Origin of the sequence: Haemophilus sp. CCUG 60358 (assembly GCF_001679485.1) — a bacterium.
In the GTDB taxonomy this organism is placed as follows: Bacteria; Pseudomonadota; Gammaproteobacteria; order Enterobacterales; family Pasteurellaceae; genus Haemophilus_D.
Genome location: NZ_LZOZ01000012.1, coordinates 1 through 25,685, shown reverse-complemented (window position 1 = coordinate 25,685; position 25,685 = coordinate 1). Strand labels below are relative to the sequence as shown.

At 39.9% G+C, this 25,685-nt stretch carries 39 protein-coding genes; 8 read left to right on the top strand and 31 right to left on the bottom strand.

What is annotated here, in order from left to right; genetic code table 11:
• Window positions 1–12: 12 nt before the first annotated feature.
• The 21 genes from rplR to ftsY all read right to left on the bottom strand — a co-directional run bounded on the left by rplR (window position 13) and on the right by ftsY (window position 11,518).
• On the bottom strand, window positions 13–366 hold the full coding sequence (gene rplR, locus A9500_RS04490) for a 50S ribosomal protein L18 (protein ID WP_005695097.1): 354 nt from the start codon (window positions 364–366) through the stop codon (window positions 13–15).
• Window positions 367–379: 13 nt separating this feature from the next.
• Window positions 380–913 (bottom strand): 50S ribosomal protein L6, encoded by a 534-nt coding sequence (gene rplF / locus A9500_RS04485; RefSeq protein ID WP_065244061.1) that lies wholly within the window; start codon window positions 911–913, stop codon window positions 380–382.
• 15 nt (window positions 914–928) lie between these two features.
• Window positions 929–1,321 carry a 30S ribosomal protein S8 gene (gene rpsH, locus A9500_RS04480; RefSeq protein WP_005625877.1) on the bottom strand — a complete coding sequence of 131 codons (393 nt, stop codon included), beginning with the start codon at window positions 1,319–1,321 and terminating at the stop codon, window positions 929–931.
• A gap of 36 nt (window positions 1,322–1,357) precedes the next feature.
• On the bottom strand, window positions 1,358–1,663 hold the full coding sequence (rpsN, locus tag A9500_RS04475) for a 30S ribosomal protein S14 (RefSeq protein WP_007242504.1): 306 nt from the start codon (window positions 1,661–1,663) through the stop codon (window positions 1,358–1,360).
• A gap of 11 nt (window positions 1,664–1,674) precedes the next feature.
• Window positions 1,675–2,214 carry a 50S ribosomal protein L5 gene (gene rplE, locus A9500_RS04470; protein WP_005695093.1) on the bottom strand — a complete coding sequence of 180 codons (540 nt, stop codon included), beginning with the start codon at window positions 2,212–2,214 and terminating at the stop codon, window positions 1,675–1,677.
• 17 nt (window positions 2,215–2,231) lie between these two features.
• Entirely contained in the window at window positions 2,232–2,543 is a 312-nt protein-coding gene (gene rplX / locus A9500_RS04465; protein ID WP_005695092.1) for a 50S ribosomal protein L24, read from the bottom strand.
• Between the two features lie 13 nt (window positions 2,544–2,556).
• Window positions 2,557–2,928: a 50S ribosomal protein L14 gene (gene rplN / locus A9500_RS04460; RefSeq protein WP_005619403.1), complete on the bottom strand. Its 372-nt coding sequence runs from the start codon at window positions 2,926–2,928 to the stop codon at window positions 2,557–2,559.
• 239 nt (window positions 2,929–3,167) lie between these two features.
• A complete protein-coding gene (rpsQ, locus tag A9500_RS04455) occupies window positions 3,168–3,425 on the bottom strand; it encodes a 30S ribosomal protein S17 (protein WP_005695091.1) in 258 nt (85 codons plus the stop codon).
• A complete protein-coding gene (gene rpmC / locus A9500_RS04450) occupies window positions 3,425–3,616 on the bottom strand; it encodes a 50S ribosomal protein L29 (protein WP_014064571.1) in 192 nt (63 codons plus the stop codon). The genes rpsQ and rpmC overlap by 1 nt, the downstream gene beginning before the upstream one ends.
• Complete coding sequence (rplP, locus tag A9500_RS04445) at window positions 3,616–4,026, bottom strand: 50S ribosomal protein L16 (protein WP_005695088.1); 411 nt, start codon at window positions 4,024–4,026, stop codon at window positions 3,616–3,618. The genes rpmC and rplP overlap by 1 nt, the downstream gene beginning before the upstream one ends.
• Window positions 4,027–4,039: 13 nt before the next feature.
• Window positions 4,040–4,747 carry a 30S ribosomal protein S3 gene (rpsC, locus tag A9500_RS04440; RefSeq protein WP_049357257.1) on the bottom strand — a complete coding sequence of 236 codons (708 nt, stop codon included), beginning with the start codon at window positions 4,745–4,747 and terminating at the stop codon, window positions 4,040–4,042.
• 17 nt (window positions 4,748–4,764) lie between these two features.
• Entirely contained in the window at window positions 4,765–5,097 is a 333-nt protein-coding gene (rplV, locus tag A9500_RS04435; protein ID WP_005625897.1) for a 50S ribosomal protein L22, read from the bottom strand.
• A gap of 11 nt (window positions 5,098–5,108) precedes the next feature.
• Entirely contained in the window at window positions 5,109–5,384 is a 276-nt protein-coding gene (rpsS, locus tag A9500_RS04430) for a 30S ribosomal protein S19 (RefSeq protein ID WP_005539416.1), read from the bottom strand.
• A 24-nt stretch (window positions 5,385–5,408) separates the two neighbouring features.
• Window positions 5,409–6,230, bottom strand: a complete 822-nt coding sequence (gene rplB / locus A9500_RS04425) for a 50S ribosomal protein L2 (RefSeq protein ID WP_014064570.1) — start codon at window positions 6,228–6,230, stop codon at window positions 5,409–5,411.
• Between the two features lie 17 nt (window positions 6,231–6,247).
• Window positions 6,248–6,547 carry a 50S ribosomal protein L23 gene (gene rplW / locus A9500_RS04420; RefSeq protein ID WP_005632756.1) on the bottom strand — a complete coding sequence of 100 codons (300 nt, stop codon included), beginning with the start codon at window positions 6,545–6,547 and terminating at the stop codon, window positions 6,248–6,250.
• Window positions 6,544–7,146, bottom strand: coding sequence for a 50S ribosomal protein L4 (gene rplD, locus A9500_RS04415; RefSeq protein WP_005695085.1), 603 nt, complete (start codon window positions 7,144–7,146; stop codon window positions 6,544–6,546). Before rplD ends, rplW begins: the two co-directional genes overlap by 4 nt.
• Before the next feature lie 15 nt (window positions 7,147–7,161).
• The gene (gene rplC, locus A9500_RS04410) at window positions 7,162–7,788 is read right to left on the bottom strand and encodes a 50S ribosomal protein L3 (RefSeq protein ID WP_005632753.1); all 627 of its coding nucleotides are present in this window, start codon (window positions 7,786–7,788) and stop codon (window positions 7,162–7,164) included.
• 16 nt (window positions 7,789–7,804) lie between these two features.
• A complete protein-coding gene (gene rpsJ / locus A9500_RS04405) occupies window positions 7,805–8,116 on the bottom strand; it encodes a 30S ribosomal protein S10 (RefSeq protein WP_001181005.1) in 312 nt (103 codons plus the stop codon).
• A 331-nt stretch (window positions 8,117–8,447) separates the two neighbouring features.
• Complete coding sequence (ftsX, locus tag A9500_RS04400) at window positions 8,448–9,380, bottom strand: permease-like cell division protein FtsX (RefSeq protein WP_065244060.1); 933 nt, start codon at window positions 9,378–9,380, stop codon at window positions 8,448–8,450.
• A 9-nt stretch (window positions 9,381–9,389) separates the two neighbouring features.
• Entirely contained in the window at window positions 9,390–10,046 is a 657-nt protein-coding gene (gene ftsE, locus A9500_RS04395) for a cell division ATP-binding protein FtsE (RefSeq protein WP_065244059.1), read from the bottom strand.
• Window positions 10,047–10,060: 14 nt separating this feature from the next.
• Window positions 10,061–11,518 (bottom strand): signal recognition particle-docking protein FtsY, encoded by a 1,458-nt coding sequence (gene ftsY, locus A9500_RS04390; RefSeq protein WP_065244058.1) that lies wholly within the window; start codon window positions 11,516–11,518, stop codon window positions 10,061–10,063.
• A gap of 98 nt (window positions 11,519–11,616) precedes the next feature.
• Here ftsY and rsmD point away from each other — a divergent pair, with 98 nt between their 5' ends.
• Both rsmD and trmL read left to right on the top strand, forming a co-directional pair.
• Entirely contained in the window at window positions 11,617–12,201 is a 585-nt protein-coding gene (gene rsmD, locus A9500_RS04385) for a 16S rRNA (guanine(966)-N(2))-methyltransferase RsmD (RefSeq protein WP_065244057.1), read from the top strand.
• Between the two features lie 9 nt (window positions 12,202–12,210).
• Window positions 12,211–12,687, top strand: a complete 477-nt coding sequence (trmL, locus tag A9500_RS04380; RefSeq protein WP_065244056.1) for a tRNA (uridine(34)/cytosine(34)/5-carboxymethylaminomethyluridine(34)-2'-O)-methyltransferase TrmL — start codon at window positions 12,211–12,213, stop codon at window positions 12,685–12,687.
• A gap of 429 nt (window positions 12,688–13,116) precedes the next feature.
• Here trmL and A9500_RS04375 read toward each other — a convergent pair whose 3' ends face one another.
• Entirely contained in the window at window positions 13,117–13,872 is a 756-nt protein-coding gene (locus A9500_RS04375) for a DeoR/GlpR family transcriptional regulator (RefSeq protein WP_065244055.1), read from the bottom strand.
• Between the two features lie 21 nt (window positions 13,873–13,893).
• A complete protein-coding gene (locus A9500_RS04370) occupies window positions 13,894–14,469 on the bottom strand; it encodes a rhomboid family intramembrane serine protease (protein ID WP_065244108.1) in 576 nt (191 codons plus the stop codon).
• Window positions 14,470–14,565: 96 nt separating this feature from the next.
• Here A9500_RS04370 and A9500_RS04365 point away from each other — a divergent pair, with 96 nt between their 5' ends.
• Entirely contained in the window at window positions 14,566–14,883 is a 318-nt protein-coding gene (locus tag A9500_RS04365; protein WP_065244054.1) for a DUF5389 domain-containing protein, read from the top strand.
• A 105-nt stretch (window positions 14,884–14,988) separates the two neighbouring features.
• Here the strand turns inward: A9500_RS04365 and pgdx are convergent, their stop codons facing one another.
• Entirely contained in the window at window positions 14,989–15,714 is a 726-nt protein-coding gene (pgdx, locus tag A9500_RS04360) for a hybrid peroxiredoxin PGdx (RefSeq protein ID WP_065244053.1), read from the bottom strand.
• A 131-nt stretch (window positions 15,715–15,845) separates the two neighbouring features.
• Here pgdx and oxyR point away from each other — a divergent pair, with 131 nt between their 5' ends.
• Together oxyR and fabR are read left to right on the top strand one after the other, a co-directional pair.
• The gene (oxyR, locus tag A9500_RS04355) at window positions 15,846–16,751 is read left to right on the top strand and encodes a DNA-binding transcriptional regulator OxyR (protein ID WP_065244052.1); all 906 of its coding nucleotides are present in this window, start codon (window positions 15,846–15,848) and stop codon (window positions 16,749–16,751) included.
• A gap of 25 nt (window positions 16,752–16,776) precedes the next feature.
• Window positions 16,777–17,400 (top strand): HTH-type transcriptional repressor FabR, encoded by a 624-nt coding sequence (gene fabR / locus A9500_RS04350; RefSeq protein ID WP_065244051.1) that lies wholly within the window; start codon window positions 16,777–16,779, stop codon window positions 17,398–17,400.
• Window positions 17,401–17,467: 67 nt separating this feature from the next.
• Here fabR and A9500_RS04345 read toward each other — a convergent pair whose 3' ends face one another.
• Complete coding sequence (locus A9500_RS04345; RefSeq protein WP_065244050.1) at window positions 17,468–18,286, bottom strand: 5'-nucleotidase, lipoprotein e(P4) family; 819 nt, start codon at window positions 18,284–18,286, stop codon at window positions 17,468–17,470.
• A gap of 250 nt (window positions 18,287–18,536) precedes the next feature.
• Here A9500_RS04345 and ftsB point away from each other — a divergent pair, with 250 nt between their 5' ends.
• The 3 genes from ftsB to ispF are packed head-to-tail and all read left to right on the top strand — an operon-like array spanning window position 18,537 to window position 19,971.
• A complete protein-coding gene (ftsB, locus tag A9500_RS04340; RefSeq protein ID WP_065244049.1) occupies window positions 18,537–18,815 on the top strand; it encodes a cell division protein FtsB in 279 nt (92 codons plus the stop codon).
• Window positions 18,815–19,498, top strand: a complete 684-nt coding sequence (gene ispD / locus A9500_RS04335) for a 2-C-methyl-D-erythritol 4-phosphate cytidylyltransferase (RefSeq protein WP_065244048.1) — start codon at window positions 18,815–18,817, stop codon at window positions 19,496–19,498. The genes ftsB and ispD overlap by 1 nt, the downstream gene beginning before the upstream one ends.
• Window positions 19,495–19,971 carry a 2-C-methyl-D-erythritol 2,4-cyclodiphosphate synthase gene (gene ispF / locus A9500_RS04330; RefSeq protein ID WP_065244047.1) on the top strand — a complete coding sequence of 159 codons (477 nt, stop codon included), beginning with the start codon at window positions 19,495–19,497 and terminating at the stop codon, window positions 19,969–19,971. Before ispD ends, ispF begins: the two co-directional genes overlap by 4 nt.
• Before the next feature lie 61 nt (window positions 19,972–20,032).
• On the opposite strand, the gene mscL is transcribed toward ispF, so the two are convergent.
• The 6 genes from mscL to def all read right to left on the bottom strand — a co-directional run bounded on the left by mscL (window position 20,033) and on the right by def (window position 25,546).
• Complete coding sequence (gene mscL / locus A9500_RS04325; protein WP_065244046.1) at window positions 20,033–20,416, bottom strand: large-conductance mechanosensitive channel protein MscL; 384 nt, start codon at window positions 20,414–20,416, stop codon at window positions 20,033–20,035.
• A gap of 78 nt (window positions 20,417–20,494) precedes the next feature.
• Complete coding sequence (trkA, locus tag A9500_RS04320; RefSeq protein ID WP_065244045.1) at window positions 20,495–21,871, bottom strand: Trk system potassium transporter TrkA; 1,377 nt, start codon at window positions 21,869–21,871, stop codon at window positions 20,495–20,497.
• Window positions 21,868–22,683 (bottom strand): glycosyltransferase family A protein, encoded by an 816-nt coding sequence (locus tag A9500_RS04315; RefSeq protein WP_065244044.1) that lies wholly within the window; start codon window positions 22,681–22,683, stop codon window positions 21,868–21,870. Before A9500_RS04315 ends, trkA begins: the two co-directional genes overlap by 4 nt.
• Window positions 22,684–24,021, bottom strand: coding sequence for a 16S rRNA (cytosine(967)-C(5))-methyltransferase RsmB (gene rsmB / locus A9500_RS04310; RefSeq protein WP_065244043.1), 1,338 nt, complete (start codon window positions 24,019–24,021; stop codon window positions 22,684–22,686).
• The gene (gene fmt, locus A9500_RS04305) at window positions 24,021–24,977 is read right to left on the bottom strand and encodes a methionyl-tRNA formyltransferase (RefSeq protein ID WP_065244042.1); all 957 of its coding nucleotides are present in this window, start codon (window positions 24,975–24,977) and stop codon (window positions 24,021–24,023) included. Before fmt ends, rsmB begins: the two co-directional genes overlap by 1 nt.
• A gap of 59 nt (window positions 24,978–25,036) precedes the next feature.
• Window positions 25,037–25,546, bottom strand: coding sequence for a peptide deformylase (def, locus tag A9500_RS04300; RefSeq protein ID WP_065244041.1), 510 nt, complete (start codon window positions 25,544–25,546; stop codon window positions 25,037–25,039).
• Between the last annotated feature and the right edge of the window lie 139 nt (window positions 25,547–25,685).

Genomic DNA, 25,685 nt, shown 5'->3' with positions numbered 1-25,685 from the left:
CAATTTACCTCATTAGAACTGTAGACCAGCTTCACGTGCAGCGTCCGCTAAAGTTTGGACACGACCATGATATTTAAAACCGGAACGGTCAAAAGCAACGTCTTTAACGCCTTTTGCTAATGCGCGCTCAGCAACAAGTTTACCTACTACTGCTGCGGCATCTTTATTACCGGTATATTTAACTTGCTCACGAATTGCTTTTTCAACAGTTGAAGCAGCGGCAAGCACTTCTGAACCGTTTGGTGCAATAACTTGTGCGTAGATATGACGCGGAGTACGGTGAATAACTAGACGAGTTACACCTTGCTCTCTCATCATATGACGTGCACGAGCTGCACGACGGATACGAGCTGATTTCTTATCCATAGTGTTACCTTAATTATTTCTTCTTAGCCTCTTTCATACGTACTACTTCATCAGAGTAACGTACACCTTTACCTTTATAAGGCTCAGGACGGCGATAAGCGCGAATATCTGCTGCAACTTGACCAATTAACTGCTTGTCTGCACCTTTTAAAACGATTTCCGTTTGTGAAGGGCATTCTGCAGTAATACCTGCTGGTAAAGTGTGCTCCACAGGGTGAGAGAAACCTAAACTTAATGCAACTGCGTTGCCTTTAATTTGAGCTCTGTAACCAACACCCACTAGTTGTAATTTCTTAGTGAAGCCTTCAGTAACACCGATAACCATTGCATTAACTAATGCACGAGCTGTACCCGATTGAGCATTCGCTTCAACAAAACCTTCACGTGGAGTGAAAGTAAATTGACCATTATCTTGTTTAACTTCAACTGAGTTATGAATTGTGCGAGATAACTCGCCATTTTTACCTTTTACTGTTAATAGCTGACCGTCGAGTTTAACTTCAACGCCGGCAGGAATATTAACAGGTGCCTTTGCAACACGAGACATTTTCCTACCCCTCTATTAAGCTACATAACAGATGATCTCACCGCCTAAGCCCGCTTGACGAGCTGCACGGTCAGTCATAACACCTTTAGATGTAGAAATTACAGCAACACCTAAACCACCCATAACTTTTGGTAATTCGTCTTTACGTTTGTAAATACGAAGACCAGGACGACTTACACGTTGGATGCTTTCTACAACCGGTTTGCCTTGGAAATATTTTAAAGTAATTTCCAATTCAGGTTTTGCACCTTCTAAAACTTTAACGCTTTCGATATAACCTTCAGCAGCTAATACGTTGGCAATTGCCACTTTTAGCTTGGAAGAAGGCATATTGATTGCAACTTTGTTCGCAGCTTGACCGTTACGAATACGGGTCAACATATCTGCGATTGGATCTTGCATACTCATTGTACTTTTTCTCCGATTCCAAAATAAAGTGGTATATTACCAGCTCGCTTTTTTAAGGCCTGGGATCTCGCCGCGCATAGCAGCTTCACGAACCTTAATACGGCTTAAACCAAACTTACGTAAAACGCCGTGAGGACGTCCAGTTTGGCGGCAACGGTTACGTTGACGACTAGGGCTAGAATCACGTGGTAAAGTTTGTAACTTCAACACTGCGTTCCAACGATCTTCGTCAGAGGCATTGACATCAGAAATGATTTTCTTTAATTCTGCACGTTTAGCGAAGAATTTTTCAGCCAATTTAACGCGTTTTACATCGCGTGCTTTCATTGATTGTTTTGCCATTATAACCTGCCTTATTTACGGAATGGGAAATTAAAGGCAGCAAGTAGTGCTTGACCTTCTTCATCATTCTTAGCAGTAGTTGTGATAGTGATATCTAAACCACGTACACGATCTACTTTATCGTAATCGATTTCAGGGAAGATGATTTGTTCACGCACACCCATGCTGTAGTTACCACGACCATCAAATGATTTCGCGCTTAAACCGCGGAAGTCACGAATACGTGGAACAGCAATTGTAATTAAACGTTCAAAGAACTCCCACATACGCTCACCGCGTAGTGTTACTTTACAACCGATTGGATATCCCTGACGGATTTTAAAGCCAGCAACAGATTTACGAGCTTTAGTTACTAAAGGTTTTTGACCGCTAATTGCTGCTAAGTCCGCTACTGCGTTGTCTAGCAATTTCTTATCGGTCAATGCTTCACCCACACCCATATTCAGGGTAATCTTTTCGATTCGTGGGACTTGCATGACAGATTTGTAGCCGAATTTATTTTTTAACTCGTTTACTACTTGATCTCTGTAGTAATCATGCAGTTTCGCCATCGCATTACTCCAGTTTGTTAGATAATTTCATTGTTAGATTTGAAGAAACGTACTTTTTTACCGTCTTCGAATCTAAAACCTACACGGTCAGCTTTGTTTGTTTTTGGATTGAAAATCGCAACGTTAGAAGCATCGATAGCCGCTTCTTTTTTCACTAAACCACCAGCTTGTCCTAAAGCAGGAACTGGTTTTTCATGTTTAGTGATGATGTTGATACCTTCAACAAACACTTTACCGTTTGGTAACACTTTAGTTACCTTGCCACGCTTGCCTTTGTCTTTACCGGCAAGTACGATTACTTCATCGTTTTGACGAATTTTTGCAGCCATTTCTCACTTCTCCTTACAATACTTCTGGTGCCAAAGAAATGATCTTCATGAATTTCTCAGAACGAAGTTCACGAGTCACCGGTCCAAAAATACGAGTACCGATTGGTTGCTCTGTGTTATTGTTTAAAATTACACAAGCGTTACCATCGAAGCGAATGACTGATCCGTCTGGGCGACGAACACCCTTCTTGGTGCGCACAACAACTGCTTTTAATACATCACCTTTTTTAACTTTACCGCGTGGAATTGCTTCTTTCACAGTAACTTTGATGATATCACCAATAGCAGCATAACGACGGTGCGATCCACCTAGAACCTTGATACACATTACACTGCGAGCACCAGAGTTATCGGCAACATCCAGCATAGTCTGTTCTTGGATCATATTTTATGCTCCGTTAAGTTAATAATACACCCTTGCGGGACGAACCTATCCATACCTTATAAAGATATATGGCGGATAGGTGGCGGAGTTTACCAAAATCAAGCTAGAAACGCAATCAAAATTTTATACTTAAATCAGAGTGTTTAAAGTGCGGTCAAATTTTCATTATTTTTTAGCAAGTCTTAGAAAGAAAAAAGCCAACGGTATAAACCATTGGCTTTTATTTTTTAACTTGTTAATTAAGCAATAACTGCTTTCTCAACAACACGAACTAAAGTCCAAGATTTAGTTTTAGAGAGAGGGCGACATTCGCGAATCTCTACTACATCACCTAATTTGGCTTCGTTGTTCTCATCGTGTACGTGTAATTTAGTTGTACGACGGATAAATTTACCGTATAACGGATGTTTTACCTTACGTTCAATAGCAACAACGAAAGATTTTTCCATTTTGTCGCTAACAACTTTACCTTGTACGCTACGAATTTTATCAGTCATTACTCACCCGCCTTCTCAGTTAAAATGGTTTTAACGCGTGCGATATCACGACGCACTTGTTTAGCCTGATGGGTTTGTTGAAGCTGACCGGTGGCTGTTTGCATACGCAATTTGAATTGTTCACCTAAAAGGTTCACTAATTCATCATTCAGCTCTTCAACACTTTTTGTACGTAAATCTTGAGCTTTCATTACATCACCGTCTTAGTTACGAAGGTAGTCTTGATTGGCAATTTAGCAGCTGCTAATGCAAATGCTTGTCTTGCGATCTCTTCAGACACACCATCCATTTCATAAAGTACTTTACCCGGTTGGATTAAGGCTACCCAGTACTCAACGTTACCTTTACCTTTACCCATACGGACTTCTAATGGTTTTTCAGTAATTGGTTTATCTGGGAAAACACGGATCCAGATTTTACCTTGACGTTTAACTGCACGTGTCATTGCACGACGAGCCGCTTCAATTTGACGAGCGGTTAAACGACCACGACCAACTGCTTTTAACCCGAATGTACCGAAGCTAACTTCAGTACCACCCGCGATACCACGATTACGGCCTTTGTGAACTTTACGGAATTTTGTACGTTTTGGTTGCAACATTTAGCGTTTCTCCTTACTTACGACCTTTGCCACGCGGAGCCTTTTTAGGCTTGTCGGCAGGTTGTTGTTCTGATTGCGCAACTGCAGCCATTCCACCCAAAATTTCACCTTTGAAGATCCATACTTTAACGCCGATTACGCCGTATGTAGTATGAGCTTCTGCAGTGTTATAATCGATGTCCGCACGAAGAGTATGTAGAGGTACACGACCTTCACGATACCATTCAGAACGTGCGATTTCTGCACCACCTAAACGACCGCTAACTTCAACTTTGATACCTTTAGCACCTAAACGCATTGCGCTTTGTACCGCACGTTTCATAGCACGACGGAACATTACACGACGTTCTAATTGAGAAGCGATGCTGTCTGCAACTAATTTTGCATCTAATTCCGGTTTTTTCACTTCAGCAATGTTGATTTGAGCCGGAACACCAGCGATTTTAGACACTGCGTTACGTAATTTTTCAACATCTTCACCTTTTTTACCGATAACGATACCAGGGCGAGCTGTGTGAATTGTTACACGAATACTTTTAGCTGGACGCTCAATAGTAATACGTGAAACCGAAGCGTTTGCTAATTCTTTATTTAAGAATTTGCGTACTTTGAAGTCACCGTCAAGATTGTCGGCGAAATCTTGTGTATTCGCGAACCAAGTAGAGTTCCAAGGTTTTACAATACCTAGGCGAATACCATTTGGATTTACTTTTTGACCCATTGCTATTCCTCTACTTATTAACGATCTGACACAACCACAGTGATGTGGCTAGTACGTTTTAAAATACGATCTGCACGACCTTTAGCACGTGGCATAACACGTTTCATGCTAGGACCTTCGTCAACGAAGATTTTAGCAACTTTAAGATCATCGATATCTGCACCATCATTATGCTCTGCATTAGCAATAGCAGACTCTAATACTTTTTTCACTAAAGCCGCAGCTTTTTTGTTAGTAAAAGTTAAGATTTCTAATGCTTGCGCAACTTTTTTACCACGAATTAAATCGGCAACTAAGCGAGCTTTTTGGGCAGAAGTGCGAGCGTAACGATGTTTTGCGATAGTTTCCATCTATTTACCTCTTATTTCTTAGCTTTCTTATCTGCCGCGTGACCGCGGTATGTACGAGTCGGTGCAAATTCACCTAATTTATGGCCGATCATTTCATCAGATACATAAACAGGAACGTGCTGACGACCATTATGGACTGCGATGGTCAATCCGATCATTGAAGGAATGATCATTGAACGACGGGACCAAGTTTTGATTGGTTTTTTATCCCCGCTTTCCACCGCCTTCTCTACCTTCTTCAACAAGTGTAGGTCAAGGAAAGGACCTTTCTTGAGAGAACGTGGCATGGCTTATCCTCTTATTAATTTAAATTATTTGCCACGACGACGTACGATGAATTTATCGGTACGTTTGTTGTGACGAGTTTTCTTACCTTTAGTTTGAACGCCCCAAGGAGTTACTGGGTGTTTACCAAAGTTACGACCTTCACCACCACCGTGTGGGTGATCTACTGGGTTCATTGCAGTACCACGAACTGTAGGGCGAATGCCTCTCCAGCGGTTAGCACCAGCTTTACCCAATACGCGAAGCATATGTTCTGAGTTACCAACTTCACCGATTGTAGCAACACATTCAGCTAATACTTTACGCATTTCGCCTGAACGTAAACGTAAAGTTACGTAGTTGCCTTCACGAGCGATGATTTGTACATAAGCACCAGCAGAACGAGCGATTTGACCGCCTTTACCTGGTTTTAATTCAACGTTATGTACTGTTGAACCAACTGGGATATTACGCATTGGTAATGAGTTACCCACTTTAATAGGTGAGTTAACGCCAGATTGGATTTGATCGCCAACTGACAAACCTTTAGGTGCTAAGATATAACGGCGTTCACCATCTTTATAAAGCACTAAAGCAATGTTAGCTGAACGGTTTGGATCATATTCTAAACGCTCAACAACCGCTGGGATATCTAACTTGTTACGTTTGAAATCGATTAAACGGTAATGTTGTTTATGACCACCACCGATGTGGCGAGTGGTAATACGACCATAATTGTTACGACCACCAGTTTTAGATTTAGTATCTAGAAGAGGCGCGTAAGGTTTACCCTTATGTAATTCAGGGTTCACGATTTTAACAACGTGACGACGACCAGCGGAGGTCGGCTTACATTTAACGATAGCCATTCTCTAATTTCCTCCGATTACTCTGCACTGTCCACGAAGTCCAAGTTTTGGCCTTCGGCTAAAGTTACATAAGCTTTTTTCCAGTCGCTGCGACGACCCATTTTGTTACCACGGCGTTTAGTTTTACCCTTAACAACCACAGTACGAACTGAGTCAACTTTTACTTCAAATAATTGAGCAACAGCAGCAGCAATTTCAGCTTTGTTCGCATCTAAAGCAACTTTAAGTACAACAGTGTTAGATTTTTCAGCATTGTTAGTTGCTTTTTCAGAGATGTGCGGTGCACGTAGCACGCTTAGCAAACGTTCTTGACTCATGCTAGGATCTCCTCAATTTGTTTCACAGCGTCAACAGTAACAATCACTTTATCGAAAGCGATTAAGCTAACTGGATCGATACCTTGAACATCACGTACATCAACTTTATACAAGTTACGTGCCGCTAAGAATAGATTTTCATCTAAACTTGCTGTGATAATTAACGCATCTTCAACTGCTAAATCTTTTAATTTTTGTACTAAAACTTTAGTTTTTGGTGCATCTAATTCGAATTTTTCAACAACAACCAAACGGTCTTGACGAACTAATTCAGAAAGAATGCTTTTGATAGCACCACGGTACATTTTCTTGTTCACTTTTTGGCTGTGATCTTGTGGTTTAGCCGCGAAGGTTGTACCACCAGAACGCCAGATTGGTGATTTGATATCACCAGAACGAGCACGACCTGTACCTTTTTGACGCCAAGGTTTTTTACCTGAACCAGACACTTCAGCACGAGTTTTTTGCGCACGAGTACCTTGACGAGCACCTGCTGCATAAGCAACAACAACTTGGTGAATCAAAGCTTCGTTAAACTCACGTCCGAAGGTAGTTTCAGAAACAGTTAGTGCGTTTGCACCTACAACTTGTAATTCCATCTCTATCTCCTAGACTTATGCTTTAACTGCCGGCTTAACGATAACATCGCCATTGATAGCACCAGGTACAGAACCTTTTACTAATAGCAATTTACGCTCAGCATCTACACGAACAACTTCAAGTGATTGAACGGTTACACGCTCAGCACCTAAATGTCCTGCCATTTTTTTACCTTTAAACACACGACCTGGAGTTTGGTTTTGACCAATAGAACCAAGTACACGATGTGATAAAGAGTTACCGTGTGTAGCATCTTGAGTACGGAAGTTCCAACGTTTAACACCACCTTGGAAACCTTTACCTTTAGAAGTACCAGTAACATCTACTTTTTTAACATCTGCAAAGATGTCAACATTGATTTCTTGACCTAAAGTGAATTCTTCACCTTCAGTACGAAATTCCCATAAACCGCGACCAGCTTCAACACCTGCTTTCACGAAATGACCTGCTTCAGGTTTAGTTACACGATTCGCTTTTTTAGAACCAGTAGTAACTTGAACTGCAGTATAGCCATCGTTTTCAAGAGTTTTAACTTGAGTTACGCGGTTGGCTTCGATTTCGATAACGGTAACTGGTACAGAAACACCGTCTTCATTGAAGATACGGGTCATACCAACTTTACGACCGACTAAACCAATCATTGTAATAACCTCTTAATTAACCTAGGCTGATCTGCACGTCCACGCCGGCAGCCAAATCTAAACGCATTAATGCATCAACAGTTTTTTCTGTTGGCTCTACGATATCTACTAAACGTTTGTGTGTACGAATTTCGTATTGATCACGCGCGTCTTTGTTCACGTGTGGAGAAATCAACACGGTGAAACGCTCTTTACGAGTTGGTAAAGGGATTGGACCACGAACTTGTGCACCAGTACGTTTAGCTGTTTCTACGATCTCCGCAGTAGATTGATCGATCAAACGGTGATCGAAAGCTTTTAAGCGGATACGGATTCTTTGGTTCTGCATTAGACCAGAGCTCCAATAAAATTTAGCTAATAAAAAACTAACACCAATCACAATTCTAACTTCAAAATAGAAAAGGAGGTGTAAGTTACCTGTTATATAGTCTCCAAATCGGAAACATTGTTAGTATTACATATCGTAATACTCGTTTAATAAATGATTACATTAAACGGCTTTCAATGTCTGAAAGCCCGTGGATATTACACAAAAACACCTAATTATGCAAGCTTTTTGTTCAATTAATTTCCACATACAAAAAAGTGCGGTCATTTTTCTGAATGTTTTTCAGATGAAAACACGACAAAAAATGACCGCACTTTAATATAAATGAAATCTATAGTTTGTTATCTAACATTGTAATATGTCTTGTTGCTGCAATCCAAGCGCCAACATAGCCCATAATCAAGCAGCTGACTAATAAGAAGATTAGCTCACCAACGCCTAATCCATTGAGCTCAAATGTAACCGCAAAGATATCCGTCACATACTTCACCGCTGAAGTAAAGTATCCTACAATAAGACTGCTAAAGAGTGCTGCAACCAATCCGCCCAACACCGCATAAATCATACCGGTATAAAGATAAGGACGAAGAATAAATTGATCTGTCGCACCTAATAGTTTCATCACATCAATGCTTGCTCGGCTACTATAGACATCAGAGCGAATACTATTTCCGATAACAAGGAATACCGCAATGGTCATCAAGACCGTACAGAAAATTGCCACATGCGCAAATAACCACGAAAGTGCGGTCAATTTTTCCATCCAATCGTTATCTAAACGAACTTCTTGCACCCCTTTAATTTTATTTAAGTTGGTACGTAATTCTGCTCGTTTTTCAGATGCATTAAAGTCTTTAGACGGTTTCACCATCACGACTGCCGGTAATGGATTATCATCTAAAATCTCTAATTCTTCACCAAAACCAGACCAACTTTTGAATTCTTTTAAGCTTTCTTGGCGAGAAACATAATTTAAAGATTCCACGCCTTCTTGTTGACGGATTTTTTCCACCACTAAGTTAGCATCTTCTTCACTTAAATTTTTGTGTAAATAGATTGTGAGTTCGCTTTCCGGATAAAATTGAGTCGTCGCTAAATGTAAATTTTTCCATAACAAATAGCTCACCGTTGGAATCGTTAAAGACACGGCAATGACTAAAATTGTTAGCAATGTACCAAATTTACGTTTTACCAAATCGCCCCAAACAGAACGCAAAGTATAGGCAGTTTGCACGCCAAAAGAAGCATCAATACGTCTTGTCATTTTTTATCCTTAATAGCGTAAATAGCCTTGTTCAAGTACAAGACATGGTTTTGGTTTTTTTTGAATTAAATTGATATCGTGTGTCGCAATCAAGACTGTCATGCCTAAACGATTAAACTCTTCAAAAAGATTAAAAATCCCTAAGGAAAGTTCATCATCAAGGTTACCTGTCGGCTCATCCGCTAATAAAAGTTGCGGTTTATGTACGATTGCACGTGCGATATCTACGCGTTGTTGTTCCCCACCTGAGATTTGTGGCGGCATATAATTCGCTTTACTGCGTAAACCCACGTGATCTAACGCAACCAATGCACGTGTATGCGCTTCTTTCGGGTTCATGCCAGCAATAATCAATGGCAACGCCACATTTTCTGCCACGCTACGATCCGTTAATAAACGGTAATCTTGGTGAACCATACCGATTTGACGACGTAAAAATGGGATTTCATATTTAGACAAACGCGTAATATCATGACCATTAAACCAAATATTACCGGCATTCGCCTTTTCCATTCCCATGATTAATTTAAGCAAGGTACTTTTACCCGCGCCAGAATGCCCAACAAGATAAGTCATACTTCCGACAGGAAGATGAAAATTTAAGCCCTGCAAGGCCGGCTGAGTTGCACCGTGATAAGCTTTAGAGACATTTGAAAATCGAATCACTTTATTATTCCTTTTTATTCTTCATTTTCGTGAACAAACAATGCTTCAATAAATTCTTCTGCATTAAATTCGCGTAAATCTTCAATCTTTTCACCCACACCAATATAACGAATTGGTAAATTAAACTGATCTGCAATGGCGAAAATTACCCCACCTTTTGCTGTACCGTCTAACTTGGTTAATGAGATACCGGTTAGTCCAACTGCTTCATCAAAGAGTTTAGCTTGGCTAATTGCATTTTGTCCTGTACCCGCATCAAGAGTAAGCATAATTTCGTGTGGTGCGGTTTCATCGTATTTTCTCATGACGCGAACAATTTTCTTCAATTCATCCATGAGATTATTTTTATTTTGTAAACGTCCTGCCGTATCCGCAATTAAAATATCAATGTGACGTGCTGCGGCAGATTGCATCGCATCAAAAATCACCGACGCAGAATCTGAACCCGTACTTTGTGCCACCACCGGAATATTATTACGCTCACCCCACACTTGAAGCTGCTCTACTGCAGCAGCACGGAAAGTATCCCCTGCTGCTAACATGATTGATTTACCTTCATTTTGGAATTTACGAGCCAACTTACCAATTGTGGTTGTTTTACCTACACCATTCACGCCAACCATCAAAATAACATACGGTTTTTTAGTCGTATCAATAATTAGCGGCTGCGCGACAGGTTTTAAGATCTCCGCCATTTCAACTTTAAGTTGTTGGTAAAGTAATTCCGCATCTTGTAATTGTTTACGACTTGCATGCTCCGTTAAATTCTTAATGATTTTATTAGTTGTTGGCACGCCAATATCAGCAATTAAAAGTTGCTCTTCCAACTCATCAAACAAATCATCATCAATTTTTTTGCCTAAAAAGAAAGAGCGGAAACCTGCACCAATATTTTGCTTGGTTTTGAGTAAGCCTTTGACTAAACGACTGAAAAAGCCGCCTTCACTTGGTTTTTCTTGCGTTTCGGTATTGATATCTGAACGTAATTCGTCTTTAACATCGTCAACAATTTCAGGCTCAATCTCAGCTTCAACCACAGGAAGATCTTCAATGACATTATTTTGTTCAATAATGCTTTCTGCTGGCTCTGCTGTAGGAAGTGCGGTTGAAATTTCTTCTGTTTTTACCGTTTCTTCGTCAATTGTTTCAATCACCGGTGTATCTAAAACAGGTTCAATATTGACCGCACTTTCAGGTGAAATCACTTGTTCTACGATAGGTTCAAGATGCTCAACAACGACCTCTTCTACTTTATCTTCTTGCAGTTGTTCAGCTAATTCCTGTAATTCTTCCTGTTCAACTTGTTCTAATTGAACGTTCTCTTCAGCGTGAACAATTTCTTCCTCAGGTGAAACATCGGCAGGTTCGACAGATGGCTCTTCAATAATTGGCTCAATTTTTTGTTCTTCTTGCTTTTTATTGCGACCAAAAAGGGAGGCCCAAAATCCACCTTTTTTCTTTTCTTCTGACATAAATTCTTCTCTTAAACACAAATCTGTAAAAAATACTGCCTATTCTAGCAAAAAATCGTCTAAACTAAGCACAATTTTCACTAAAAATCTGTTTCTTTATGAAAAAAATGCAAGTTCAAAATGCCAAAGGCGAAGTTCGAATCATCGCGGGTCTTTGGCGTGGACGAAAATTACCGGTTTTAAATGCTGAAGGTTTGCGTCCAACAGGCGATCGCGTAAAAGAAACCTTATTCAACTGGTTGATGCCTTACATTGTGGATAGCCATTGTCTTGATTGCTTTGCAGGCAGTGGCTCACTTGGTTTTGAAGCCCTTTCTCGCCAAGCGAAACAGGTGACGTTTTTAGAGTTAGATAAAAATGTGGCAAACCAATTAAAGAAAAATTTGCAAACGCTAAAAACAACGAGTGAACAAGCTCAGGTAATCAATCAAAATAGTTTAGAATTTTTAAAACAAGTGCAAAATCAACCGCACTTTGATGTGGTATTTTTAGATCCACCTTTTCATTTTGGCTTAGCAGAACAAGCGATTGCACTTTTAGAGGAAAAGAATTGGCTCTTACCTCATGCATTGATTTATGTTGAAACAGAAAAAGACAAACCGCTTAGCGTGCCTGATAATTGGCAATTACTGAAAGAGAAAACCGCAGGTATGGTGAGCTACCGCCTGTATAAAAAAGATTAGGAAATTATTATGTTGGATATTGTGTTATACGAACCTGAAATTCCACAAAATACGGGAAATATTATTCGTCTTTGTGCCAACACTGGCTTTCGCCTTCATTTAATCGAGCCACTTGGCTTTACATGGGATGATAAAAAATTACGTCGCTCAGGTTTGGATTATCATGAATTTGCTGAAATCAAAAAGCATAAAACCTTTGAAGCCTTTTTAGAAAGTGAAAAACCGAAACGTCTTTTTGCGCTGACGACTAAAGGCAGCCCAGCACATAGCGAAGTGCAATTTGAATTAGGGGATTACTTGATGTTTGGCCCTGAAACTCGTGGTATTCCCATGTCTATTTTAGATAGTATGCCAATGGAGCAAAAAATCCGGATTCCTATGACCGCAAATAGCCGTAGCATGAACTTATCTAACTCAGTAGCCGTAACAATTTATGAGGCGTGGCGACAACTTGGTTATGAAGGCGCAGTGAATTTAAATCGATAAAAATCTGCAAAATAGCCTCTTATTTTCTAAACAAAAATAAGTGGCTTTCTTTTTGCATTTAAATTGTGATCTCGATCACATATTTGTAATTTTAATATTCCCTTTTTTTAAAAACAGCAGTATAAATAAATTACATTTAGAGAGGGATCTCGATGTACTCCACTTGATCTATCAAGATCTTGTCTTTCTTGACTCTTCAAGCAAACCTTCCCCGTAGTCCTAAATAAAGAATTGGCAGTCGAATGATTTGTCGTCCGTTTTTATCCCTAAAATCTAATAATTTAATATGCAGCAAAATTAACCTTATCTCATATTAATAAGGATGTTGGCATGAATGGGGTTAATTTTGAATTGGTCGAAACAGCAGTGGCTAAGCATGGATGCCTACAAAAAAAGTGCGGTCAATTTTGGCCGCACTTCCTATTTCTATCATTTACAAATCACTAACTTTGTATTGCTATTTTCTAAATAATCTGCAATTTGTTTTGGCACATCATCGGTGAAAAGGTAATCCACATCTTTAAGCTCACCTAACCGTACAATAGCTTGTCGAGAGAATTTCGAATGGTCGGTTGCTAACAATGTTTGACGCGAGCTTTCTATAATAGCTCGCTTCACTTGGACTTCGTGATAATCATAGTCCAATAATGAGCCATCAAGGTCGATCGCACTAATCCCGAGAATCCCAAAATCTAAACGGAATTGCGAAATAAAATTAACCGTTGCCTCACCAATAATGCCCCCATCCTTACGTAAGGAACCGCCCGCCATCGTAATATCAAAGGTTTCATTTTGGCGTAATAAATGAGCGGCATTGATATTATTCGTCACAATACGTAACCGTTCATGGTTTAATAAAGCACTTGCTACAGCTTCAGGTGTGGTTCCAATATCAATAAATAAGGAAGCACCATTTGGAATACGTTTTGCCACTTCGCGAGCAATGGCGCTTTTTTGGGAAGGAAAAAATTGTTTACGTTCAATGTAATCAGAGTTTTCTGCGGTAGAAGAAGGTGCCGCGCCACCATGATGACGACGAATTAAATCTTGTTCCGCAAGGATATTCAGATCACGTCGAATCGTCTGAGGACTGACATCCAGCTCTATCACCAGCTCTTCTGTGCTGGCATACCCTTTTAGCTTCACAAGCTCAATAATTTTCTGATGGCGTAATGATTGTTTCATATAAATGCCTATAAATTTGAATTAGCTAAACTTTTTAATATTAATTTTACTCTGCAGAAATCCCCAAACCAATCCTAAGATAAAGCCTGAAATATGAGCTGCGTTGCCTATATTAATACCAAACAACGGACTAATAAAGCCAAAGAGAAGACCTACCAGTAACATTGTAAAAAAACCTTCCGGTAAGTCAAAGCTATGCGGGTGCAATTTGTCCACCACCAACACATAACCTAACACCGCATACACGACGCCAGATAATCCGAAAAAAGCTGGACCGGTAAAATAATTCTGTACGGCGCCACTCACTGCGGCAGACACTAAGACCAATAATAAAAAATGGAAAGAACCAAATCGGCGTTCAATCGCGCCACCAAATAACCAGAACCACGAAAGATTAAATAAAATATGGGGTACCGACAAATGAACAATAGCATGGGTGAAATAGCGCCATACTTCCTGATCTTCCCAAGAATAAGCAGGATAATGAAATAAATCTATAATTGGCTCTTCAAATCCTATATTCTGCAAGAGATACATCACCGCGCAAAGTGTGGTCAAAATAAACGTGATTTTTTGTGCGCTCAATGTGCGTTTCAATACTTTTCTCTCTTCTGGCACATCGGTTTCACTATCAAATAAAGACGGCATTTGTTATATTCCTTTTTATTTTTCGTCAATCATATAAGGTTCATTATGAAAAAACAAACTATGCCGACAGGATTTAGCGGCTTCGCTTGGGGAATCGCGGCATTTTGTTTACCCATTTTACTATGGCCAATGGCCTCTCTGCTTTCCACTGCTTTTGCGAAAAACCCAACATTAAGCGACTTTCAGATCGATCTTTTCTCGATTATCTTTTGGGTGTATCCCTTTGTTTTGGTTTTAATTGCGCGTTTACTTTATAAATTGCATCAATACAAACCTAAACTTGCCGTAAAATTATTGCTACTAAGTGCGCTCATTTTTTACATTGTTTTAGTTTCGGTTTGCTACATTGGCTTTAATGCTTAAGAATATAAAAACAAAATCACAAACAACAAAAAGGGAGCTTTCGCTCCCTTTTAACTTATGTTCCTAATAATCAAAAATATAAAAAATTTCCTACCTAGCAATCAATTATGCAAAGTATTTTTCTAAATCGTCGCTACCGCCGATGTGTTTACCACCGATGAATATTTGTGGCACAGTTGCACGACCAGAAACCGCACGTACACTCACGATAGTTGCATCTTGACCTAATACGATTTCTTCAAAGCTTAAACCTTTATCACGTAAAAGTTGTTTTGCTTTCGCGCAATATGGGCAGCCTGGTTTAGTGAAGATTGCGATTGATTCTTGCACTTGGAAATCTGGTGTAATGTATTTCAACATAGTATCGGCATCAGATACTTTAAACGGATCGCCTGGCTCATTTGGTTCAATAAACATTTTTTCCACTACGCCATTTTTCACGAGCATAGAATAACGCCAAGAACGTTTACCAAAACCTAAATCATCTTTTCCAACTAACATACCCATACCTTCAGTGAAGGTACCGTTACCATCTGGAATGAATTTTACATTGTGTGCTTCTTCTGCCTCTTTCCAAGCATTCATAACGAAAGTATCGTTTACAGACACAACTAAAATATCATCAACACCATGTTGTTTGAAGACTGGCGCAAGCTCGTTATAACGTGGTAAGTGAGAAGATGAACAAGTTGGCGTGAATGCACCTGGTAATGAGAAAACAACAACTGTTTTGTTATCAAATAATTCAGATGTGGTCACATCAACCCATTGATCGCCTTGACGAGTACGAAATGTAACTTGCGGAACTTTTTTTCCTTCCATATTAGACATAATATGTCTCCTCTGTGAGTTAAATTAATTTGCCCTAAAAACTTGATAGGCATTATAGAAAGTTTTGTGATATAGTCATAATCAATTAATTCTATCCTTTTAATTGACATATTCTATAAAGTGAGAACCCCATGAATATTCGTGATTTAGAATACTTAGTAGCTCTTTCCGAGTTTAAACATTTCCGTCGTGCGGCGGATTCTTGCAATGTTAGCCAACCCACTTTAAGTGGCCAAATTCGCAAACTAGAAGATGAATTAGGCATTATTTTACTTGAACGTACTAGCCGCAAAGTACTCTTCACGCAATCAGGTATGTTACTTGTCGATCAAGCTCGCACTGTATTACGCGAAGTCAAATTACTCAAAGAAATGGCTAGCAATCAAGGTAAAGAAATGACAGGTCCATTACACATTGGATTAATCCCAACCGTTGGCCCTTATCTACTTCCTTATATTGTACCAACATTGAAAGAAACTTTCCCAGATTTAGAAGTATTTCTTTACGAAGCTCAAACCCATCAATTATTAGAGCAATTAGAAACTGGTCGATTAGATTGTGCGATTGTGGCTCGCGTACCCGAAACTGAAGCGTTTATCGAAGTGCCTATTTTTGATGAAAAAATGTTACTCGCTGTATCCGACCAACATCCTTGGGCTTCAGAAAGTAAAATTGCCATGAATACCTTAAAAGGGCAAGAAATGCTTATGTTGGATGATGGGCATTGCTTACGTAATCAAGCACTCGATTATTGTTTTACGGCCGGTGCTAAAGAAGACTCTCACTTCCAAGCCACTAGCCTTGAAACGTTGCGTAATATGGTGGCAGCTAATGCAGGCATCACCTTTATGCCAGAACTTGCTGTATTAAATGAAGGCACACGTGCAGGTGTAAAATATATTCCTTGCCATTCGCCAGAACCGTCTCGTACTATTGCTCTCGTTTACCGCCCAGGTTCACCATTACGTAATCGCTATGAACGCGTTGCAAGTGCGGTCAGTGAACAAGTTAAATCGATTTTAGCGAATAAAAAATAATTTATCATAAGCTGAGGAAAACCCAATGGCTGGTGTTCGAGCAATTCAAAAAGAAAAAACCCGTCGAGCTTTAATTGACGCTGCATTCAATCAATTGAGTGCAGAAAAAAGCTTTTCTAATTTAAGCTTGCGTGAAGTTGCCCGTGAAGCGGGCATTGCACCAACTTCTTTCTATCGCCACTTTAGCGATATGGATGAGCTCGGATTAGAAATGGTAGATGAAGCAGGTTTAACCCTCCGTCAATTAATGCGCCAAGCGCGTAAACGTATTGATGCAGGTGGCAGTGTGATCCGAGTATCCGTGGAAACCTTTTTTGAATTTATCACTCACAGCACCAACGTGTTCCGTTTGCTCTTACGTGAAAGTTCGGGCACTTCTCAAGCTTTCCGTACCGCAGCCGCTCGTGAAATCAAACACTTTGTCGATGAATTAGCTGAATACATTGCGAAGAAAAATCACTACCCTCAATATGTGTCTTATGTTCAGGCAGAGGGAATGGTAACCATCGTATTCACGGCAGGTTCTAACGCCTTAGACATGACCAAAGCTGAACAAGATTTGCTAAAAGAGCGCGTTATCTTACAACTTCGCATGCTTGCCAAAGGTGGCGACTTCGCCGCCCATAAAGAAAAAATGATGCGAAAATAGACCGCACTTTTAGACTAAAACAAAACACCCGCATCTCTGCGGGTGTTTGTTTATCTCAAGAAGGGAATTATTTACCATCCCAAGCTTTAACTGCATCTAAACGTGCTTTTACTTTGCTGCTTGAATCGCCTTTGAAATAATCTTTTGCTAAGCCGCCTTCAAAGCCACCGTAGTTTGGGTTAGGTAATACGATGAATGTTTTACCAAATTTCGCTTTGTTTTGTGCCACGAAATCACGACGTTCTGCATTTTGTTTACCGTAGATCGCATCACCGAAGTCATCTAGGTTATCACCCACATAAACGACGATTTCATAACCTTGTTTTTCAATTTCTTCAAAACGTGCTGCTTTTGGTGATTTATCTTTTTTCAAGTAAAACGCTGAATCTTCAACACCATTAAAACCTAAACGTTTCATGTCATCAATCGTACCTGCTTTTTCATTGCTGTCTTTACGATTAGAAACATAGAACATTTTACCGCCATGGGTATTTACATAGTTATTGAATTCTACTGCACCTGGTACCACACCTGATTGACGAGCTTCTACCCAACGAGTCCAATCTTTACCATCAAATGGTTTATTGTTTTGAACTTGCCAGCCAGCATAAGGGCTGTTATCTAACATGGTTTCATCTAAGTCCACCACAACAGCTTTTTTCTTACCTTTTTTCACTTTAGCGTGATCAAATGCCACTTTTGCCGCATTGTATGCTTGGTAAGAAAGGGCTTGATATTCACCTGATTGTTGAATCCAGTTAAGACCTAATACCGCTTGTTGTTGAAGCTGCGCATCCGCTTCTGCACTCTTATCTTGAGTCGCACAACCGGTTAAAATAAATGCTGACATCGCTGCAATAGCGGTAAGTTTTAATGTTGTTTTCATTGATTGTTCCTTCTGTTAAAAAGTCATAATGACGAGCAAAAGTATAACAAGCCTATTTGGGCAGTGACTATGGGTTTATCAAACTTTATAACTAATTTGTGAGAGAGATCACATTTTTAAATTTTAAGTTACCTGATAAGCCGAATGAGATCACTTCAAAAATCATCTTATTTTTAACCGCACTTTTTCATCGCATTTCGCTGTATTTCACGGTAAACTATCCCTATTTTTCAGAAATAATAGGTAATTTATGCGTCTTTTCATTGGAATTTTAGTGGGTATTCTCTTGCTATTTCAGTACGATCTTTGGTTTGGTAAAAACGGCTATTTTGATTACAAAGATGTCGTCGCTCAAATCAAAGAGAATAAAGCTGAAAATGAAAAGCTCTCACAAAGAAATCAAATGATTTCCGCCGAAATTCAAGGATTAACAAAAGGCTTTGAATCTATTGAAGAGCGTGCTCGCATGGGCCACGATATGGTCAAACCAAACGAAGTATTCTATCACATCGTCAAAGAGCATAAATAATGAGCCGCGAAATTATTGCCGTCATTCCTGCTGCGGGTGTTGGAAGCCGTATGCAGGCAAACAAACCTAAGCAATATCTGAAAATCCTAGACAAGACGATTCTGGAACATACTCTCTCAGTGATTCTATCCCACCCTGCAATCAATCACGTTATTCTTGCGGTAGGAAAAAATGATCCCTATCTTTCTGAAATGACTTTATTTCCTCATCAAAACATCACCCTCGTTGAAGGTGGTGAAACACGAGCCGAGTCAGTTCTCAATGGGCTAAAAGCGATTAAAAATGACCATGCTTGGGCATTGGTGCATGATGCAGCCAGACCTTGTTTAACACATCAAGATTTAGATAAATTGCTCCAAATCGATGATGAACACGGCGCTATTTTGGCCATTCCAGCGGTCGATACGATTAAACGCGCGAATAAACAACAAGATATTATTAAAACAGAAGATCGCGCTGAACTTTGGCTTGCACAAACACCTCAATTTTTCCGTTGCGATCTATTAAGAAATGCACTTGAAGAGGGGCTATCTCAAGGTGCTAATATTACAGATGAAGCCTCTGCGATGGAACTTGCCGGATTTCAACCGCACTTAGTCGCGGGACGAAGTGATAATATTAAAGTGACACGTCCAGAAGATTTAGCTTTAGCCGAATTTTATTTAACAAGGAAAACTCTATGATACGAATTGGACATGGGTTTGATGTTCATGCTTTTGGTGAAGATCGCCCTTTAATTATTGGTGGCGTTGAAGTGCCTTACCATACCGGATTTATTGCCCATTCTGATGGTGATGTCGCCTTACATGCCTTAACGGATGCCTTATTAGGTGCGGCAGCATTAGGGGATATTGGTAAACTCTTCCCTGATACTGATATGCAATATAAAAATGCAGATAGTCGTGTTTTATTACGAGAAGCATTCCGCCAAGTACAAGAAAAAGGCTATAAAGTAGGTAATGTGGATGTAACTATTATTGCTCAAGCCCCTAAAATGCGTCCTCATATCGATGCAATGCGAGCGAAGATTGTGGAGGATTTACATTGTGATATTGAGCAAGTAAACGTGAAAGCAACCACAACAGAAAAACTTGGCTTTACAGGTCGAAGTGAAGGCATTGCTTGCGAGGCTGTCGCCTTATTATTAAAGGCTTAAATTTTAGGTAAAAGAAAAGGTTGGTAAAATACCAACCTTTTTTATTCACATTAAATTCTTATTATTTTTTTAATAAATCGCGAATTTCAGTAAGTAAATCTTCTTGTGAAGGACCTTTTACTTCTTCTACTGGTTTTTTCACTTTGTTGATACCTTTGATCATCATGAAGATTGCGAATGCAATGATGATGAAATCAAAGACGTTTTGAACAAATGCACCGTAGTTTAATGTTACTGCTGGAGTTTCACCTACTGCTTGTGCTAACGTGATTTTTAAATCTTTGAAATCTACGCCACCAGTTAAGATACCTAATACAGGCATTACTACGTCGCCGACAAGTGAACTTACGATTTTACCAAAAGCACCACCGATGATCACACCGACTGCCATGTCTACTACGTTGCCGCGTACTGCGAATTCGCGGAATTCTTTAAGAAAGCTCATAAAATTTCCTTTTGTGTTGGTTTAAAAAATTAAAAGAGTGCGCATTATAGATTTTTAGATTAAAAAGTAAACTGTTATTTAAATAAAAAATGCACTTGGTTGGAATAATTTTTCTATTTCTGACACAGATTTCTTGTCATTAATATAAACAATGACACTATCGCCTTCTTCAATGGCCACCTGACGACGAGCAATAATTACCTCATTTTTACGTAAAATTGCTGCAATCATTGCACCAACTGGAAGTTTAATATCGCCAATCCGTCTTCCAACCACATTGGATGTTGTCGAATCACCATGTACCACAAGTTCAATGGCTTCCTCAGTACCATGACGCAAAGAGGCTACGTTTTTGATATCTCCTTTACGCACATGACCCAATAAAGCCGAAATTGTCGCTTGTTGTGGTGAAACCGCGATATCAATGGTTCCGCCTTGAATCAAATTGATATATGCCATGCGCTGAATAAGTACCATCGCCTTTTTGGCACCCAGACGTTTTGCCAGTAATGCCGACATAATATTGGCTTCATCGTCCGCACTTAATGATAAAAAGACATCGACGTTCTCAATATGCTCTTCAAAAAGTAAATTCTGGTCAGAAGCATCACCATGGAAAACAAGGGTTTTAGAGAGTTTCTCAGCCAACACTTTTGCTTTTTCACCATCACGCTCAATGAGTTTTACTTGATACTTATCTTCTAGCTGTTTTGCTACACCTGAGGCAATATTCCCGCTGCCCACAATCATGATACGCTTGTAAGTTTTCTCAAGGCGTTGCAACTCACTCATCACCGCTTTAATGTGCTCTATCGCACAAATGAAGGTAATTTCGTCTCCCGCCTCAATAATGGTCGAACCTTGCGGGCGAATTAATTTATCATTACGTAAAATTGAAATGATACGGCAATCAATATGTGGCATATGCTCTTTAAAAGCGGATAACGCATAGCCCACTAAAGGACCACCGTAATACGCTTTTACAATCACAATGCTAATTCGATTATTGGCAAAATGCGCCACTTGCAACGCACCTGGATAAGCTATTAAACGAGTAATCTCATCTGTGACTAAATTCTCTGGTGAAATCAGATGATCGATTGGCACATTTTCATCATTAAATAACTTATCTTTCTCTCGCAAATATTCAGCATTACGAATACGTGCAATACGAGTTGGGGTATTGAAAAGGGTATATCCCAACTGGCAAGCAATCATATTGGTTTCATCAGATGCGGTTACCGCAACCATCAAGTCTGCATCAGCTGCCCCCGCATCTCGTAAAATCTTGGGTGAAGAAGGCAAACCTTTAACCACACGTAAATCATGCTTATCTTGCAAATTCTGCAAATGTTGAGATTCATTATCGACTAGTGTGATATCGTTATCTCCACTCACTAAATTTGCCGCAAGTGTTGTGCCTACTTGTCCTGCACCTAAGATGATTATTTTCATTCTGTTCTCTCCACAACCAAAGGTCGGATACCAATTTCAGCTGAATTTAGACCGCACTTTAATGCCTCAATACGGCGACAAATGGTCGCTGTTACTTGTTCAGCTTCTGCCATTTTTTCTGCTGTAATCGCTAAATCTTGTTTACCAAATAACAGACCATCGAGTAAACGTTCTGCATGCATACCTTCACGACAAAAATGCAACACGCCTACATCTTCAAATAATGTCGCTACTTTTGCCGTTTTAGTCGTCGCAATGCCTAAAGCGCCATCTTCACCACCGAGCTCTCGGAATAATTGATGTGTTGGAAATCCGCCGCAAGCTAAGAAAAAAGCTTTATTGAAAACGATGTTTCCCCCACAGGTCATACGCATATATTGCCATGCCTGATCAAAATTAGGGTGTTCTGCATAACGTTGGGCTAAATTTATCGGTTTTAATGCTAATCTCACGACCGAAGTATCTGGCTGAAAATGAAAGGTTGCCGCCGCCACTTCTAATGCTCCCGGTTCATATGCATCATCCGCATCTAAAAACGCAACAAAATCGACCGCACTTTTAGCAGAAAGCATCGCACCCAAATTTCGAGCCATCGCGACACCACTATTTTTCGACATTTGTTCGACAGAAATTCTGCCAGGATATTGCGCGGCAAGCTGTAAGGCTAATGCAAATGTATTATCTGTCGACGCATCATCAATCAACCAAAGACGGCCAAGATTGCCTTGCAGCAACACAGATTCCACTGCTCGAACAAGCGTTTGTTCCTCGTTATAACAAGGAATGACGACATCAATTAAAGGCAAATTCATTTAAGCTGACCGTTTTCTCAATTTTACATAATAGAACCCATCCCCGCCATTCTCTTGTGGTAAGAATTGGATTCCAATCGTATTTTCAGTTTGTTCAAACGGCAATGGCATTAATTCTGCATCGGGTGTTTCAGCTAAAAAATGCTGTATTTGCTGACTATTCTCATCAGGAAGCACCGAACAAGTCGCGTAAAGCAAAATACCATTAGGTTTCAATTTTGCCCAAAGCGCTTTTAGAATTTGTCCTTGCAAGGCAACCAATTGAGCAATATCCGTTTCTTGACGCAGCCATTTAATATCCGGATGACGACGAATCACCCCTGTTGCCGAGCAAGGTGCATCTAATAAAATACGATCAAAGGATGCTCCACTTAAACCTATTTCTGAAAGCCACTTTTCAGGCTCGGTCGCATCACCACAAACAACAGTCGCCTGTTGATTCAAACGGGCAAGATTTTCTTCGACGCGTTTTAAGCGATGAGCCTCGACATCAAGCGCAATCACTTTTGCTTGCGGTGCCATCTCTAAAATATGTGTAGTCTTCCCACCTGGGGCCGCACAGGCATCTAAAATTAATTCATTATTTTGTGGCTCAAGCAATAAAGCCGACCACTGCGCATTGAGATCCTGAACTGTCACCGCACCTTGTTCAAAATTTGGCAACTTTGTGACCGAAAGTGGTTGAGCTAAGCGCAGAGCATGTGGATTATCAGATTCAAATGCGACGATCTCTTGCTCTTCCAACAAAGTGCGGTAAGTTTTCGTATTATTTTGTTGTTGGTTAACTCGCAACCACATTGGTGGCTTTTGGTTATTCGCCTCCATAATTTCACGCCAATTCGGATAAGCTTTTTTTAGTTTATTCACAAACCATTCAGGATGAAGCGTTTGCCAATGTTTATCTACTACAGCAAGAATATCCTCTTGTTCCCGTAAGAAGCGACGCAATACACCATTAACCAAACCACGGAAACTATCCGATTTTAATGATTTTGTGGCGTTCACCACTTCATCCACAGCCGCATGAGCGGGTACGCGCATATAAAGTAATTGGTACAATCCCACCAATAGCAAGCAGTGCACGATGCGGGTTTTACCCTTCAATGGTTTATCTAATAGTTTTTTTATAATATTTTCTAAACGAGGCAATACGCGACAAATACCAAAGGTAATTTCCTGTAATAAAGGAAAATCCTGTGGTTTTACCTGTGATTGCACTTCAGGAAGCAACGTTGATAAGGACTTACCTTGATCTAAAACCTGCAAAATCACTTGAGCAGCAATAGCGCGTACCGAAAGTGCGATCGATTTTTCCGTTTTTTTTCGTTGAAATACCATTAGTTTAGAACCTTACCTACCTGGAACCAATCTGCTCGACCATTGAGGAAGTCTTGCACCGACATAGGTTTCTTGCCTGCAGGCTGAAGTTGCAATAAATTTAAAACGCCTTCTTTCGTGGCAATTTGGATACCTTTTTTATCGACACTTAAAATCGTCCCAGCGGGCTTATCTACATGTGGCAACAGGGCAGCAGCATGAACTTTTAAGGTTTGTTCATTACCTTGCTCATCGGTTAATTGTAGGAAACTAATCGGCCAAGGATTAAATGCGCGAATATTGCGTTCAAGCTGGGCTGCCGATAGCGACCAATCTAATTTAGCCTCTTCTTTAGAAAGTTTCTCTGCATAGTTACTTTGGCTATCATCTTGTTTTTCTGCAATGAATTTCCCTTCTTCCAAATGATCTAAAACATCAATCAATGCAGATGGCGCAATTTCAGCTAACTTATGATAAAGCGAGGCAGAGGTTTCTTGCACATCAATATCACAATACACTTTATGTAACATATCGCCAGTATCTAAACCCACATCCATTTGCATAATTGTCACACCTGTTTGTTGATCACCTGCCCAAATAGAGCGCTGAATAGGTGCAGCGCCACGCCAACGTGGCAACAGAGAACCATGCACATTTAAACAACCTAAACGAGGCATATTCAACACTGCTTGAGGTAAAATCAAACCATAAGCGACAACAACCATTACATCAGCATTTAACGCTTTAAGCTCTGCTTGTGCTTCTTCTTTACGCAAGGATTTTGGTTGATAAACAGGAATTTGATGCTGTTCTGCTAATTGTTTTACAGGACTCGCCTGCAATTTTTTACCGCGGCCAGCCGGTTTATCTGGTTGCGTATAAACAGCAATAATATTGTGATGAGAATTTAAAAGTGCAGCAAGATGCTGTGCTGCGAAGTCCGGGGTACCGGCAAAGATGATATTCAATGGTTTCATAATGTTCTACGTTATGGCGTTGATAGGAAAAGTGCGGTCATTTTATACCGCACTTTTGATTATTGTTTTGCAATTTGTTTTTTATATTTCACTAATTTTTCTTTGATACGTTGACGTTTCAACGGTGAAAGATAATCCACAAATAAAATACCGTTCAAATGATCGATCTCATGCTGAATACAGATTGCTAATAAACCATCTGCATCAATCGTAAATTCTTTACCATGGCGATCTAACGCTTTTACCGTGACTTTTTCTTTACGAGGCACTAAAGCACGGAATCCAGGAATAGACAAACAACCTTCTTCTATGCCTGTTTCACCTTCTGAGGTCAAAATTTCTGGATTGATCAACACTAATTGATTTTGTTTGTCGCCTTCAATATCAATCGTAATAATACGCTGCAAGATATCTACCTGCGGAGCTGCAAGACCAATGCCTTCTTCTTGGTACATCGTATCAAACATATCATCTACAATTTTGCGAATGTCATCATTGACTTCGACAACTGGCTCACAAACAATCTTTAGGTGATCATCTGGATAAATTAATACATTAAGTGCGGTCATATTTTCTCTTGTTTTATAAAAATTACGGCGATGATTGTATCATAGAATCAACGCTTTGCTAAAATATTGAAAACTCCATAAACAAAAACCCCAAGCTCTTCAGCTCGGGGTTCTAATTCAGTACCTGGCGGTGTCCTAC

Bases quoted from the DNA above. Each gene is read 5' to 3' on its own strand.
- A9500_RS04365 (WP_065244054.1), top strand. From the start codon at position 14,566: ATGAAAAAACAAACTATGCCGACAGGATTTAGCGGCTTCGCTTGGGGA.
- rplN (WP_005619403.1), bottom strand. From the start codon at position 2,928: ATGATCCAAGAACAGACTATGCTGGATGTTGCCGATAACTCTGGTGCT.
- ispD (WP_065244048.1), top strand. From the start codon at position 18,815: ATGAGCCGCGAAATTATTGCCGTCATTCCTGCTGCGGGTGTTGGAAGC.
- trkA (WP_065244045.1), bottom strand. From the start codon at position 21,871: ATGAAAATAATCATCTTAGGTGCAGGACAAGTAGGCACAACACTTGCG.
- rpsS (WP_005539416.1), bottom strand. From the start codon at position 5,384: ATGCCACGTTCTCTCAAGAAAGGTCCTTTCCTTGACCTACACTTGTTG.
- ftsB (WP_065244049.1), top strand. From the start codon at position 18,537: ATGCGTCTTTTCATTGGAATTTTAGTGGGTATTCTCTTGCTATTTCAG.
- rpsC (WP_049357257.1), bottom strand. From the start codon at position 4,747: ATGGGTCAAAAAGTAAATCCAAATGGTATTCGCCTAGGTATTGTAAAA.
- rpsQ (WP_005695091.1), bottom strand. From the start codon at position 3,425: ATGACTGATAAAATTCGTAGCGTACAAGGTAAAGTTGTTAGCGACAAA.
- rplV (WP_005625897.1), bottom strand. From the start codon at position 5,097: ATGGAAACTATCGCAAAACATCGTTACGCTCGCACTTCTGCCCAAAAA.
- rpmC (WP_014064571.1), bottom strand. From the start codon at position 3,616: ATGAAAGCTCAAGATTTACGTACAAAAAGTGTTGAAGAGCTGAATGAT.
- fabR (WP_065244051.1), top strand. From the start codon at position 16,777: ATGGCTGGTGTTCGAGCAATTCAAAAAGAAAAAACCCGTCGAGCTTTA.
- mscL (WP_065244046.1), bottom strand. From the start codon at position 20,416: ATGAGCTTTCTTAAAGAATTCCGCGAATTCGCAGTACGCGGCAACGTA.
- rplX (WP_005695092.1), bottom strand. From the start codon at position 2,543: ATGGCTGCAAAAATTCGTCAAAACGATGAAGTAATCGTACTTGCCGGT.
- ftsX (WP_065244060.1), bottom strand. From the start codon at position 9,380: ATGACAAGACGTATTGATGCTTCTTTTGGCGTGCAAACTGCCTATACT.
- rsmB (WP_065244043.1), bottom strand. From the start codon at position 24,021: ATGGTATTTCAACGAAAAAAAACGGAAAAATCGATCGCACTTTCGGTA.
- rsmD (WP_065244057.1), top strand. From the start codon at position 11,617: ATGAAAAAAATGCAAGTTCAAAATGCCAAAGGCGAAGTTCGAATCATC.
- rplC (WP_005632753.1), bottom strand. From the start codon at position 7,788: ATGATTGGTTTAGTCGGTCGTAAAGTTGGTATGACCCGTATCTTCAAT.
- A9500_RS04375 (WP_065244055.1), bottom strand. From the start codon at position 13,872: ATGAAACAATCATTACGCCATCAGAAAATTATTGAGCTTGTGAAGCTA.
- ispF (WP_065244047.1), top strand. From the start codon at position 19,495: ATGATACGAATTGGACATGGGTTTGATGTTCATGCTTTTGGTGAAGAT.
- rplD (WP_005695085.1), bottom strand. From the start codon at position 7,146: ATGGAATTACAAGTTGTAGGTGCAAACGCACTAACTGTTTCTGAAACT.
- A9500_RS04315 (WP_065244044.1), bottom strand. From the start codon at position 22,683: ATGAATTTGCCTTTAATTGATGTCGTCATTCCTTGTTATAACGAGGAA.
- rplE (WP_005695093.1), bottom strand. From the start codon at position 2,214: ATGGCGAAACTGCATGATTACTACAGAGATCAAGTAGTAAACGAGTTA.
- ftsY (WP_065244058.1), bottom strand. From the start codon at position 11,518: ATGTCAGAAGAAAAGAAAAAAGGTGGATTTTGGGCCTCCCTTTTTGGT.
- def (WP_065244041.1), bottom strand. From the start codon at position 25,546: ATGACCGCACTTAATGTATTAATTTATCCAGATGATCACCTAAAGATT.
- rplP (WP_005695088.1), bottom strand. From the start codon at position 4,026: ATGTTGCAACCAAAACGTACAAAATTCCGTAAAGTTCACAAAGGCCGT.
- rpsH (WP_005625877.1), bottom strand. From the start codon at position 1,321: ATGAGTATGCAAGATCCAATCGCAGATATGTTGACCCGTATTCGTAAC.
- rpsN (WP_007242504.1), bottom strand. From the start codon at position 1,663: ATGGCAAAACAATCAATGAAAGCACGCGATGTAAAACGCGTTAAATTG.
- A9500_RS04345 (WP_065244050.1), bottom strand. From the start codon at position 18,286: ATGAAAACAACATTAAAACTTACCGCTATTGCAGCGATGTCAGCATTT.
- rplW (WP_005632756.1), bottom strand. From the start codon at position 6,547: ATGAGTCAAGAACGTTTGCTAAGCGTGCTACGTGCACCGCACATCTCT.
- trmL (WP_065244056.1), top strand. From the start codon at position 12,211: ATGTTGGATATTGTGTTATACGAACCTGAAATTCCACAAAATACGGGA.
- rpsJ (WP_001181005.1), bottom strand. From the start codon at position 8,116: ATGCAGAACCAAAGAATCCGTATCCGCTTAAAAGCTTTCGATCACCGT.
- rplB (WP_014064570.1), bottom strand. From the start codon at position 6,230: ATGGCTATCGTTAAATGTAAGCCGACCTCCGCTGGTCGTCGTCACGTT.
- rplF (WP_065244061.1), bottom strand. From the start codon at position 913: ATGTCTCGTGTTGCAAAGGCACCTGTTAATATTCCTGCCGGCGTTGAA.
- rplR (WP_005695097.1), bottom strand. From the start codon at position 366: ATGGATAAGAAATCAGCTCGTATCCGTCGTGCAGCTCGTGCACGTCAT.
- fmt (WP_065244042.1), bottom strand. From the start codon at position 24,977: ATGAAACCATTGAATATCATCTTTGCCGGTACCCCGGACTTCGCAGCA.
- pgdx (WP_065244053.1), bottom strand. From the start codon at position 15,714: ATGTCTAATATGGAAGGAAAAAAAGTTCCGCAAGTTACATTTCGTACT.
- oxyR (WP_065244052.1), top strand. From the start codon at position 15,846: ATGAATATTCGTGATTTAGAATACTTAGTAGCTCTTTCCGAGTTTAAA.